Genomic DNA, 11,381 nt, shown 5'->3' on the forward strand with positions numbered 1-11,381 from the left:
TTTACACCCGAGCGGTCGCAGGTTCGATCCCTGTCGCGCCCACCAGCAGCACCGGCGCCGGGTCGCATCCGTGTCGAATAGTACGATCGGATGAAGCGATCTTCGTCCTCCCCTGCGGGTCCGGCCCCGCCGTGCATACTCGCCCGGTGGTGAGCGGGGACCTGGTCGACGGCGTCGCGGAAGAGCTCCATCGGGTGGCGCGCCGTGGTCTTCCCCGAGTCTTCCCGAACCACGACGGTGAACCGCCGCTCGCGCTGCCGGAGTTGCGGAAGGCAGCCGATCGGATCTTTCCCGGTGCGTGGAACGTGGCCGCTCTGGACCGTGTTCTCCGTCGCGGCACCGAGGCTCTCGACGGTTCGTTCGGGACGCTGAGCCGGAGCGAAGCCGCCCTGGTCCTGTTCAACCTCGACGACCGGGCGAACCCTGACGCGGACTACCAAAGCGTTGCCGAGCGGTTGGCGAGAAAGTCCGGGATTACCGGGGAAGCCGCGACAAGAGAGCTCGTGCGGGCTCTGGCAGAGGTGCTGGCCGGGCAGGTGCCCGCGTTGCGCATCAAGGTGGAGTCACGCGACAACATCGCGTCGGTGCTGGCGACGCTGGACGGCGACAAGGCGGTCCGGCCCGCCGCGCGGGGGCGGACGCTCAAGCCCGCCACCGCCGTCACCGCTCTCGTCGCCGCGGTGGCCCTGACGGTCGGTGCCACGATCGCGGTGGTCAAGCTGGCCGGGAGGGACCGGGGCTCGGACGGTGATCTGAAGACCGCTTCCCCGTCGTCGCAACCGGTGAAGATCCAGGACGTCACCACGTTCCGCAGCAGCAGGCAGGACATGCGCTACGTGCTCTCCCAGGCCGTGTCCGAGCCGCCGCCCAAGGGCATCGCCGACAACGAGGAAGCGGCCGGTGAGAGCTTCGACTCGTGGTACTCGGCCCACGGCGGCACGGCGCTGGAGTCGGGGTTCACCAACATCACGGTGCAGGGCAACGACAGCACGTCCGTGCGCATCACGGACATGAAGATCCAGGCCAACTGCATCGGACCGCTCACCGGGGCGTTCCTCGAGGGCTACACGCAGGGTGGCGACCAGGACACCATCAAGATCGGGTTCAACCTGGAAGCCCCGAACCCCTTCCCCGAGCAGATGACCGTGCTGGACAACAACCTGCAGGGAACGGGGTTCAACTACTTCGCGGCCCGGACCGTCGAGCTCGATCCCGGCGAGACCGAGGTGCTGACCATCGGCGTGCGCACGAAGAAAGGGCACTGCACGTTCAAGCTGCAACTCGTCGTCGCCACGGCGAACGGGACCGTGCTGCAGGAGATCGACGCGCCGGGCAAGCGTTTCGCGGTGACCGCGATGGCGACGGCGGAAAGCGCGGAGAAGCCGTACTCCGGATATCAGAAGGTGTACCGGCAGGACGACACGCTGTCCTGGAACAGCATCGACCCGAAGTCACCGCCGAGGAAATAGGGCTGATCCGATGCCGCTCAGGAGACTGGTGTACCTCACGATCGCCGCGTGCCTGGTCGGTGCGCTCGTGACGTTCGGGGTCCTGAAGTTCGGTGAGAGTGCGGATCGGCCCGTGGTCGACCTGGCGGCGCCTGCCTATGCGTACACGACGCTCACCGAACTCGTGGTGATGCGTGGCGACCAGGTGCTCACCAAGGTGAGCCGGCCGTTCGACAAGTCGGACCCGCACAACAACCAGGTGGTCTGGTCGAACGACGGGCGCTACGTCGCCCACCTCGCCGGGGTGCGGCTGCTCGGGGAGGACACGGCCGGGGAGAAGCTCGTCGCCATCGACGTCCAGACCGGTGACAAGCACGAGTTCCGTTGTCCCGACTGCGGCTGGATCGCCGCGGTCGGTGGTGACGAGGTCCTCGCAGGGACCGGGTCGAAGTTCCGGAAGTTCACGTTGAGCGACCCCGGCCGCGTGGACGGGACGGAAATCGATCAGCCCGAGGGCACCGACTACGTCCGCATCTTCCTCGCCGGCACCCGGCACCTGGCGCTGACCGCCGGGCAGGTGGCCATGGGCAGGACCACCGGGGAGAAGCTGGAGCTGCTGTCACCGGAGGGGAAGCCTCGCTTCGAGGTCGGCACCTTCGACTCCAACGCCTACATCCCTGCCGCGGGGATCTCGGGACCGACGGCCGCCGACACGCTGTTCGCCGTCGCGGTGCGGAACAACCCCGGCCTGTGCCAGTCGGACTTCCCGGTCCGGATCGTCGACGGCGACGGGAAGATCGCCGACACGGAGTGGGGTGACGCCGCGCCGCCGGGGTTCGTCCCCAACGAGGCGCAGGGCATCGAGGTGCACGACCTCTGGTGGGACGACGCCCGCACGCTGCACGCCACGATCGTTTCCTGGACGTGCGACGACACCAAACAGGACCACTACCGCAAGAAGGTGCTGCACTCGGGTTCCAAGCTGTGGAAGCTCGACGGGCGCAAGTGGGTCCTGGAGGACGACAGCCCGGCGACGGTCGTGCGTCCGCTCAGCGGCAACGGCCGTGCGGTGCTCACGATCCCGGACTGCTTCGGCGAGGTCGCTGATCCCCAGACCTATTGCAACCTGGGCAGGTTGCAGGTGGCGCGGGACGGGCAGCGTACTGACGTGGCCACGGGTGTGCTGGGGCTCTACGCGCCACCGGCGACGAGCGGCGAACCGTTGCCGAAGCCTGCCCAGCCGCCGAAGGTCGAGGGCTTGAAGTCCGCCGCAGTGCCGGGATTGTGCGGGCACGACGGGGGAACGCTGCGGAACGGCGAGCTGCCCGGCATTCCGGAGAACCGCGGGTTCGTGCGGCTGGCGGCCGCGTTCGACGAGAAACAGGCGGCGGACCTCCTCGCGTCCGCCGATGTGACCGGTGACGGGAAGGCCGAGACGGCCGCGGTGTTCCGGTGTTCGCAGGGCGGTATCGGGTGGCCGGAGAACGTCGTGGTCTACGACGACGGGACTGCTGTCCTGGGCAAGGTCGACCTCGGGGCCGTGTCGTCGTCGTTGCAGGCCACGGTCGAGCGGCTGGAGGCGGACGGAGGGGGCCTGCGGGTCCGGTGGAAGTCCTACGAGGGCGCCGGTTCGTGCATGAAGACCTGGAGCGCTCAGATCCGGGTGGTGGGCAAGGCCGTCGAGGTGGCCGGCCTGACGCAGCTCGAAGGCACGAAGGAAGCCTGTTGACGTGCCACCGCCCGCACCGGTGACGTAGCTTGTACGCGTTCGCCGGGAGCCACCGCCGAAGGACGACCACTCGTGAGACGCAAGGCCAAGGCCGTGAAGCCCGTCAGCACCGCCGTCACCGTGGAGCAGATCAAGCTGCTCGCGCTCGTCGAGCAGGGTGGCGTGCACCGCGGGGCCACCCGCTGGTACCTGGAGCACCGGCCGGCCAAGCAGTGGGACGCCGAAGGGCTGGAGGCGTTGCACCAGCGCCACTGGATCACGTGGGAGAAGCCGGAGCGGGCCGCGGAGCACGGGATGGCGGCGCCCGTCGACATCACGCCGCGCGGGCGGGCGGCGTTGCAGCACCACCTGCCGGAGTGGGTGCTGGGCCGCAACGCCATCGCCGCTGCGCCACCCAGGTTGCCTTCGGTCGAGACGATCAAGGTCCTCGACTCGTTCCCCTAACCTCAGGGCATGGCCGATGCGTCCACCTTGCTGACTGGCGACGATTTGCGCGCGCGTGACCACCATCGGCTCGAGGACGACGCGCGGCGCGCCGGGCCTGTGCACGGGGCGAGAAGGCCCGATGGTGTCGAGTTGCTGGTTGTCACGGTGGGGCTCGAGCTCACCCGCAAGTTGCTCGCGGACAAGAGGCTCTCCAAGGACAGCGACGCCTTGCGGCGCGAGATGAAACGTCAGCTGACCGAGCCGGGGGATCTTGCCGGGCTGTTCGGGCCGAGCATGCTCAACAGCGACAACCCGCGGCATGCCCGATTGCGCGCGCTCGCGGTCAAGGCGTTCACCAACCAGGCGGTGCAGCGGTTGGCGCCGCGCGTCGACCAGATCACCGCGGAACTGGTCGAGCGGCTACCGGAGAACGAAGAGGTCGATCTCGTCGGCGCACTGGCCGTGCCGATGCCGTTGCACGTCATCGGCGAGGTGCTGGGCGTTCCCGGAGAAGACCGCGCGCTCCTCCGCACGCTGATCGAGACGATGATGTCGATGAACCCGGAGCAGTCGCAGCCGGCGAGCGACGCGTTGGGCGGCTACTTCCACACCCTGCTCACGAGCAACGCGCTCGACGGGAGCTCGCTGTTCGGCGCGCTCGTGGCCGCCGATGACGACGGTGACCGCCTGACGCACGACGAACTGATCGCGATGGCGTTCCTTCTCGTCGTCGCGGGTCACGAGACGACGGCGGGCCTCATCGCGAACGTCGTGCACGACGCGTTGGACAACGGCCTGTGGCGGAAGGCCGCCTCGGACCCGGGCCTGGTGCCGGCGCTCGTCGAGGAGACGCTGCGGCACAACCCGCCCGTCCGCCACGCCACGCACCGCATCACCACCGAAGCCGTCGAGATCGACGGCGTCCTGGTGCCGGAGAACACCATCGTTCTGATCAACCTCGGCTCCGCGGGACGGTGCCCGCTGGCGCACGAGGACGCGGCGGAGTACCGGATCGACCGGGAGACGACCGGGCATGCGACGTTCGGGTACGGCCCGCACTTCTGCCTCGGGTCGGCGCTCGCCCGGCTGGAGACGGAGACCGTGCTGCGGCAACTGCTCACCCGGTTCCCGCACACCACCCGCGCGAACGACGAGCCGCCGCCGGTGACGCGCAACGACATCATGGCGAGCCTGAAATCGCTTCCCGTCGTGCTCAGGCGCTGACATACCGGCCGTGTGGAGCAGCGCGCCCGAACAGTGGGAGACAGGGGGAACCAGACCGTTCAGCGGGGGGATTAGGGGATCAGCCCCAATGCGTCTGAGCAGGGCTATCACAAAGTCCACATGAGACGTAACTTTTGTTCATGTCGGTGCGCGCGTTCGCGGTCGTGGTCGGTCTCGCGTTCCTCCTGGGCGGAGGTGCGATCCTCTTCGTGATGCTGGCCGTCGAGGCGCCGAGCGGGGCGTTGATCTCCTGCGGCAACAGCCTGGGCCTCGGGTTCGACGAGCCCGCCGCCTCCGCGGTGAGTCCCGCCTACGTGGACATCTGCGCCGACCTGCGGCACCGCCGGCTGCTCTGGGGGCTTCCCGTGATCGGGGTGGGCGTGCTGCTGCTGATCGGGTCGTTGATCGGGTCCCGGAACACTACTCACCGGTAAGGTCGCGGTATGACGTGGATGGTCTACGGCGCCAACGGCTTCACCGGACGTCTGATCGCCGAGCTCGCTGTCGAGCGCGGGGAACGGCCCGTGCTCGCCGGCCGTTCGCGCGAGAAGGTCGAGCCGATCGCCACCAGGCTGGGACTGGAGCACCGCGCGTTCGGCCTGGACGAGGCGCGGACGAACCTGGAGGACATCGACGTCGTCGTGCACTGCGCGGGTCCGTTCGCGCACACGTCCGGCCCGATGGTCGACGCCTGTCTGAAGAGCCGCACGCACTACCTCGACATCACGGGCGAGATCGACGTCTTCGAGTCCCTGAGCCTGAGGCACATCGACGCGCGCAAGGCCGGCATCGTGCTGTTGCCCGGCGCCGGGTTCGACGTCGTCCCCACGGACTGCGTCGCCGCGATGCTGAAGGAGGCCCTGCCGAGCGCCACGCACCTCGACCTCGCGTTCGTCGTCGGGGGAGGAGCGAGCGCGGGCACGACCAAGACGGCCGTCGAGGGCGCCGCCGTCGGCGGGCGGATCCGGGTGAACGGCGACCTGAGGAGCGTGCGCATCGGGCACCGCAGGCGCACCGCGCACTTCCGGTCGGGGCCGCGCGAGGTCGGCAGCATCCCGTGGGGTGACGTGAGCACCGCCTACCGGTCGACCGGCATCCCGAACATCACGACGTTCACGGCCGTGCCCGGTCTGCTCGGGCAGGTGCAGCGGTTCTTCTCGCCCGTGCTGCGGGCCTCGCTCGTGCAGAACGCCGCCAAGGTCGTCGCCGGCAAGGTGAAGGGTCCCGACGAGCGCAAGCGCGCGAACACGCGTGCCGAGGTGTTCGGCGAGGCGTGGGACGCGAAGACCAAGGTCGAGTGCGCGATCACCACGCCGAACGCCTACAGCCTCACCGCGGACGCCGTGCTGAAGGCCATCGCCAGGATCGACGACGTCGCGCCGGGCTCGCACACGCCGTCCAGCGCCTTCGGTGCCGGTTTCGTGCGCGAGCTCGACGGCGTCGTCGCGGGAGACGTCCGCTTCAGCTGATCACTTCTCGAGGTGCTTGGCGACGCTGCCGACGACTCCGCCGACAGCGTCCTTCACCTTCTCCACGCCGTCCTTCAGCGCGGCCTTGGCCTTGCCGCCGAGCTCCTCCGCCTTGGTGCCGATCTTGTCCGACAGCGGCATCGCGTCCTCCTCGAGCCGAGTTCGTTGACGTCTGTCCGGCACGCCTGACCAGGGTGGCGTCACGCCACCGACGGGTGAAAACCGGGTGAGGACGCTCACGACCGGGAAATTGTGGAATCGCATGACGTTCCGCGATCGAACGTGTCCATCGGTCGACGATGAAAACTGGGCGGGGGTGTGCGCATGAGCGTGGCCGAGGCTGTCGCACTCGACGATGCCACGCTGGTGGCTAGGTCCCGTGACGGCGACATGCGTGCTTACGAGCAGCTGGTCCGCCGTTACCAGGGGCCCATGTACCGGCTGGCGCTGCGCATCGTGGGCAGCAGCGGTGACGCCGAGGACGCGGTGCAGGACGTGTTCCTGACCGCGTGGCGGCGTCTCGGGCAGCTCCACGACGACGGCGCGTTTCTCGGCTGGCTCTACCGCACCACCACCAACCAGTGCCTGAACGTGCTGCGCAAGCGCAAGCCGCACGCCGACACCGAGCTCGACGAGCACGAGTCGGCGGCACCGCGCACCCGGCCCGACCACGCGGTGGAGGTGAGTGCGCAGCTCGACGCGCTGCATGCCGCACTGCGCGGCCTCACACCGGAGCAGCGGGCGTGCTGGGTGCTGCGCGAGGTCCACGGCCGGTCCTACGACGAGATCGCCGACGCGATCGGCACGACCCAGCAGGCGGTGCGCGGCAGGCTCGCACGGGCACGGGCACAACTCGCGGAGGTGATGGCGCCGTGGAGGTGACGTCCGACTACGTCCTGCCGTGCGGGCGGGACGTGGAACAGGTCTGGGAGGTGGTCGACCTCTCCGACTCCCACACCCGCTCGTGCCCGCACTGCGCCGCGGTGCGGGAAAGCCTCCTGGTGCTGCGCGCGTCGACCGAGGAGATGGTCCGCGAGGAGGTCGAGCCGCCGTCCGACCTGGTCAGCCGCGTCATGTCCGCCGTGCGCGCCGATGTGCGGCGGTCGGACGTCGTGCCGTTGCCCGGTGACGGCCTGGCCCGGATCAGCACGCGGGCGGTCGCGGCGGTGCTGCGGTACGCGGCGGACGGCGTGGACGGGGTGCGGGCGCGGGGCTGCCGGGTCACCGAGGCCCCGGAGTCGACCGCGGCGGACCCGGTGATCGAGGTCGAGCTCGGCATCGCGATCACCGCGGGGGTCACGGCCGAGGCGTACGAGGAGGTGCGGCGGCGGGTGCTGGCCGCGGGCTCCGCGCGGATCGGAGTGCGGCTCGCCCGCCTGGACCTCGTCGTGTCCGACGTTCTCGAGGGGTGAGCGAGTGATCGAGGCAGTCGTGTCCACGCCGGCTGTGGCGGCGGTCGCGGTGCACGCGGCCGAACGGGTCGCCGGTGTGCGCGTGCAGCCCGGTGTGGCGGGCTTGGTGAGCTCGGTGGTGCGCACGGCCCGGCAGCACGTCAAGGGCTTGCAGCCCGCGCCCGTCGAGGGCGTGCGGGTGCGGTGGTCGGGAGCGGTCGTGGTGCTGGAGGTGGACGTCGTGATCCCGGGCCTGGACCAGGCGGCGGCCGTGGCCCGCGCCGTGCAGCGGTCGGTGCGCGCGGTCGTGCCCGAACTGACCGGCGTCGAGGTCGAGTCGGTCCTCGTCACCGTGGTGGACGTCGCATGCTGATCGTGGCGGAGTTGCTGAAGGCGCTGGGAAAGGTGGAGGGGCTGCGGCCGTCGGCGCCGGAACCCGTCCGCTCGTGGAGCCCGTGGGACGTCGACGCCGTGGCCGTGGACGTCGGGGACGACCTGGTGTGCGTGCGCGTCGTCGCCACCCGGCTGCCGTTGCCGCTCGCCGGGGCGGGCGAGGTGCTGCGCGCTGTTCTCGTTGGCACGCAATGGGAAAAAGCGGCGTTGCGCATCGTTGTGACCGATGTGGACAAACGTGCGCTCGATCACCTGAACGGGGCGTGACGAACCCGTCGCGAGCCGTGTCTTTCTGATGTGGACACTTCGAGGGAAGGGGTAGCGATGAGCGCGCAGACCGCGGAGAAGAACGGTGTCGCCGGCGGGACGCTGGTGACCGACAAGGGGTCGACGACCATCGCGGACGTCGTGGTGCAGAAGGTCGCCGGTCTCGCCGCGCGGGAGATCCGCGGCGTGCACGCGCTGGGCGGCGGCGCGACCCGTGCGCTGAGCGCGTTGCGCGACCGGATCCCCGGCGCCACCGCGAGCGCGGGCCAGGGCGTCTCCGTCGAGGTCGGCGAGAAGCAGGCCGCGGTCGACCTGGAGCTCGTCGTCGAGTACGGCGTGCCGATCGCCGAGCTCGCGAAGTCGGTGCGCGGCAACGTGATCACCGCGATCGAGCAGATCACCGGACTCGAGGTCGTCGAGGTCAACATCAACGTCAACGACGTGCACATCCCGAGCGACTCCGAGGGCGAAGAGCCCGGAACCGCACGCGTGCAGTGAGGGGGACGCCATGAGCACCACCGCACTGGGCCTGCTGACCGGGCTCGCGCTCGGCCTGGCCGCGGCGTTCGGGGGCTTCAGCGCGTTCCTGCTCGTGCTCGTCTTCGGCGCGATCGGCCTCGTGGCGGGCCGCGTCGCCGAGGGCAAGCTCGACCTGGTGCAGCTGCTCGGCAGGGATCGGGACTGACGATGACCGCATCGCTCGTTGCCCCACAACCAGGTCTGACCACCGTCGCGGACCGCGCGGTGAGCCGCATCGCCGGACGTGCCGCGCTGGAGGTGCCGGACGTGCTCGGCGCCGAGGTCACCGCCCGCGTCACCGGGGGAGTGGCCGCGCTGGACGCGCGGCTCGACCTGCGGTACCCGGCACCGGTCGCGTCGACGGCCGCACGGGTGCGCGCCCATCTCGTCGACCGGGTCGGGGAGTTGACGGGACTGCGCGTGTCCACCGTGGACGTGGCGGTCGGCGTGCTGCGCGCGGAGACGGCCTCGACCGGGAGGGTGCTGTGACTCGCCGTTCACGACGGATCCTGCCCGCGACCCTCACGGCGCTCGCCCTGCTGGCCGTCTCGGTCGTGGTCGCGGTGTCCGCGGTCCAGCTCGCCCTCGGCGAGACGCCGCTGCTGTCGTACGAGGCGGTGGCGGGAAGGCTGCACGACACGACGTGGTCGTCGCGGGAGGTGGCCGTGGCGGGCTGGGTCGTCGCGGTCGTCGGGGTGCTGCTGTTCCTGGTCGCGGTCGTACCCGGCCGCGCCAGGACAGCCGCACTCGACCAGCACACGGCCGTGTCGTTGCGTGGTCTGCGCAATGCCGTGCGGCTCGCTGCTCATGTCGACGGAGTCGAATCCGCCGCGGTGAAGGCGAGCCGTCGGCGTGTGAAGGCGGTGGTGCGCACGCGCCGCTCTGTCGCGGACGGGCTCGGGGACACCGTCCGCGCGGCGGTCGAGAACCGGGTCGGTGAGTTCGCGTTCGCCCGGCCGCCGCAGGTCGTGGTGAGGGTCAAGGAGCTGAGGAGCACACCGTGAACCGCTTCCTGCTCGGCCTGCTGGGCCTGGTCCTGCTGATCGCGGGCGGCGCGGCGGTCGCACTGCACCTCGGTGTCGTGCCGTGGATCGGCGGTGACGCCGCACTGGTGCCCGGCACGGCGTTGCCGCCGACGTGGGCGCTCGTGGTCACCGCTGCCGTGGCGGTCGTGATCGCGTTGCTGTGCCTGCGCTGGCTCATCGCCCAGGTGCCGCGGCGCGAGGTCGCGAGCTGGCGCTGGGCGGACGAGGCCGGTGTCACCCGCATCAGCTCCTCGACGGCCGCGGCGCCGTTCGCCGAGGAGGTCGCCGCCTACCCCGGTGTGCGCAAGGTCGAGGCCGAGCTGACCGGCCCGCGCACCGCTCCGAACCTGGCCCTCGTCGTCCGAGCCCACGGCGACGCCGATCTGCGGGGGATCCGCCGCCGCATCGACGACGAGGGCCTGCCACGTCTGCGGGAGGCGCTGGAGACGCCGGACCTGCGCGCCACCGTGGAGTTCCGCATGGCCGCGTCGAAAGCCGCCGCACGCTGAAAACGAGGAAGCCCAGGTCGATTGACCTGGGCTTCCTCGTTGGAGCAACGGCTAGCGGGGCGCCAGGAGACTCGTGATCTCCTGCGACGCCGACACCGTCAGCAGGTGCTGGAGGTTCTCCGGCAGGTCCTCGCCGCGTGCCTGCTTCGCCTGCGCGTAGAGGCGGCCGGCGCGGTAGGAGGAGCGGACCAGCGGGCCCGCCATCACACCGAGGAAGCCGATCTCCTCGGCCGTCTCCTTGTGCTGCACGAACTCCTCGGGCTTCACCCAGCGCTCCACCGGGTGGTGGCGCGGCGAGGGGCGCAGGTACTGCGTGATGGTGATGATGTCGCAGCCCGCGTCGTGGAGGTCGGCGAGCGCCTCGGTGACCTCCTCGGGGGTCTCGCCCATGCCGAGGATCAGGTTCGACTTGGTGACCAGGCCGAACTCGCGCGCCTTCGTGATGACCTCCAGCGACCGCTCGTAGCGGAACGCCGGGCGGATGCGCTTGAAGATCCGCGGGACGGTCTCCAGGTTGTGCGCGAGCACCTCCGGACGGGACTCGAAGACCTCGGCCAGCTGCTCGGGGACCGCGTTGAAGTCCGGGATCAGCAGCTCGACGCCCGTGCCGGGGTTCATCTCGTGGATCTGGCGGACGGTCTCGGCGTACAGCCACGCGCCGCCGTCGGCCAGGTCGTCACGGGCGACACCGGTGACGGTCGAGTAGCGCAGGCCCATCGCCTGCACCGACTCAGCCACCTTCCGCGGCTCCGTCCGGTCCAGCGCGGCGGGCTTACCCGTGTCGATCTGACAGAAATCACAACGCCGGGTGCACTGATCCCCACCGATCAGGAACGTGGCCTCCCGGTCTTCCCAGCACTCGTAAATGTTGGGACAACCCGCCTCTTCACACACCGTGTGCAAACCCTCGCGGCGAACCAGACCCTTGAGTTCGGTGAACTCCGGGCCCATCCGCACCCGCGTCTTGATCCACGGCGGCTT

Annotated in this window: 17 protein-coding genes; 15 read left to right on the plus strand and 2 right to left on the minus strand. The window is 70.2% G+C overall.

Translation table 11 applies throughout. The features are described 5' to 3' along the window. The first annotated feature begins 146 nt into the window (after window positions 1-146). The 6 genes from VM306_RS39315 (at window position 147) to VM306_RS39340 (ending at window position 6,296) form a co-directional block, all read left to right on the plus strand. Window positions 147-1,469, plus strand: a complete 1,323-nt coding sequence (locus tag VM306_RS39315) for a hypothetical protein (RefSeq protein WP_325524290.1) — start codon at window positions 147-149, stop codon at window positions 1,467-1,469. Between the two features lie 10 nt (window positions 1,470-1,479). Next, window positions 1,480-3,177 (plus strand): hypothetical protein, encoded by a 1,698-nt coding sequence (locus VM306_RS39320; RefSeq protein WP_325524292.1) that lies wholly within the window; start codon window positions 1,480-1,482, stop codon window positions 3,175-3,177. Between the two features lie 72 nt (window positions 3,178-3,249). Continuing rightward, complete coding sequence (locus tag VM306_RS39325) at window positions 3,250-3,621, plus strand: hypothetical protein (protein WP_325524294.1); 372 nt, start codon at window positions 3,250-3,252, stop codon at window positions 3,619-3,621. A 132-nt stretch (window positions 3,622-3,753) separates the two neighbouring features. Beyond that, window positions 3,754-4,827, plus strand: coding sequence for a cytochrome P450 (locus VM306_RS39330; protein WP_325524296.1), 1,074 nt, complete (start codon window positions 3,754-3,756; stop codon window positions 4,825-4,827). Between the two features lie 140 nt (window positions 4,828-4,967). After that, window positions 4,968-5,261 (plus strand): hypothetical protein, encoded by a 294-nt coding sequence (locus tag VM306_RS39335; protein ID WP_325524299.1) that lies wholly within the window; start codon window positions 4,968-4,970, stop codon window positions 5,259-5,261. A gap of 9 nt (window positions 5,262-5,270) precedes the next feature. After that, window positions 5,271-6,296, plus strand: a complete 1,026-nt coding sequence (locus tag VM306_RS39340) for a saccharopine dehydrogenase family protein (RefSeq protein WP_325524301.1) — start codon at window positions 5,271-5,273, stop codon at window positions 6,294-6,296. On the opposite strand, the gene VM306_RS39345 is transcribed toward VM306_RS39340, so the two are convergent. After that, window positions 6,297-6,479 (minus strand): hypothetical protein, encoded by a 183-nt coding sequence (locus VM306_RS39345; protein ID WP_325524303.1) that lies wholly within the window; start codon window positions 6,477-6,479, stop codon window positions 6,297-6,299. A 141-nt stretch (window positions 6,480-6,620) separates the two neighbouring features. Between VM306_RS39345 and VM306_RS39350 the strand changes: the two genes are divergently transcribed. From VM306_RS39350 to VM306_RS39390, 9 genes are read left to right on the plus strand one after another with little or no spacing between them, the layout of a single operon-like run. Beyond that, window positions 6,621-7,178 (plus strand): sigma-70 family RNA polymerase sigma factor, encoded by a 558-nt coding sequence (locus VM306_RS39350; RefSeq protein ID WP_325524305.1) that lies wholly within the window; start codon window positions 6,621-6,623, stop codon window positions 7,176-7,178. After that, window positions 7,169-7,708 (plus strand): Asp23/Gls24 family envelope stress response protein, encoded by a 540-nt coding sequence (locus tag VM306_RS39355; RefSeq protein WP_325524308.1) that lies wholly within the window; start codon window positions 7,169-7,171, stop codon window positions 7,706-7,708. The genes VM306_RS39350 and VM306_RS39355 overlap by 10 nt, the downstream gene beginning before the upstream one ends. Window positions 7,709-7,712: 4 nt before the next feature. Then, window positions 7,713-8,060 (plus strand): Asp23/Gls24 family envelope stress response protein, encoded by a 348-nt coding sequence (locus VM306_RS39360; RefSeq protein ID WP_325524310.1) that lies wholly within the window; start codon window positions 7,713-7,715, stop codon window positions 8,058-8,060. After that, window positions 8,054-8,347: a hypothetical protein gene (locus VM306_RS39365; protein ID WP_325524312.1), complete on the plus strand. Its 294-nt coding sequence runs from the start codon at window positions 8,054-8,056 to the stop codon at window positions 8,345-8,347. Before VM306_RS39360 ends, VM306_RS39365 begins: the two co-directional genes overlap by 7 nt. Window positions 8,348-8,404: 57 nt before the next feature. Continuing rightward, window positions 8,405-8,845: an Asp23/Gls24 family envelope stress response protein gene (locus VM306_RS39370; RefSeq protein WP_325524315.1), complete on the plus strand. Its 441-nt coding sequence runs from the start codon at window positions 8,405-8,407 to the stop codon at window positions 8,843-8,845. Window positions 8,846-8,855: 10 nt separating this feature from the next. Next, window positions 8,856-9,032: a hypothetical protein gene (locus VM306_RS39375; protein ID WP_325524319.1), complete on the plus strand. Its 177-nt coding sequence runs from the start codon at window positions 8,856-8,858 to the stop codon at window positions 9,030-9,032. Window positions 9,033-9,034: 2 nt separating this feature from the next. Beyond that, complete coding sequence (locus tag VM306_RS39380) at window positions 9,035-9,355, plus strand: Asp23/Gls24 family envelope stress response protein (protein ID WP_325524322.1); 321 nt, start codon at window positions 9,035-9,037, stop codon at window positions 9,353-9,355. Further along, window positions 9,352-9,870 carry a DUF6286 domain-containing protein gene (locus tag VM306_RS39385; protein WP_325524325.1) on the plus strand — a complete coding sequence of 173 codons (519 nt, stop codon included), beginning with the start codon at window positions 9,352-9,354 and terminating at the stop codon, window positions 9,868-9,870. Before VM306_RS39380 ends, VM306_RS39385 begins: the two co-directional genes overlap by 4 nt. After that, entirely contained in the window at window positions 9,867-10,400 is a 534-nt protein-coding gene (locus VM306_RS39390) for an alkaline shock response membrane anchor protein AmaP (RefSeq protein WP_325524328.1), read from the plus strand. Before VM306_RS39385 ends, VM306_RS39390 begins: the two co-directional genes overlap by 4 nt. 51 nt (window positions 10,401-10,451) lie before the next feature. Here the strand turns inward: VM306_RS39390 and lipA are convergent. Beyond that, the coding region (lipA, locus tag VM306_RS39395; protein WP_325524330.1) for a lipoyl synthase at window positions 10,452-11,381 on the minus strand (930 nt) is incomplete at its 5' end.

Source organism: Lentzea sp., from assembly GCF_035525475.1.
GTDB lineage: Bacteria > Actinomycetota > Actinomycetes > Mycobacteriales > Pseudonocardiaceae > Lentzea.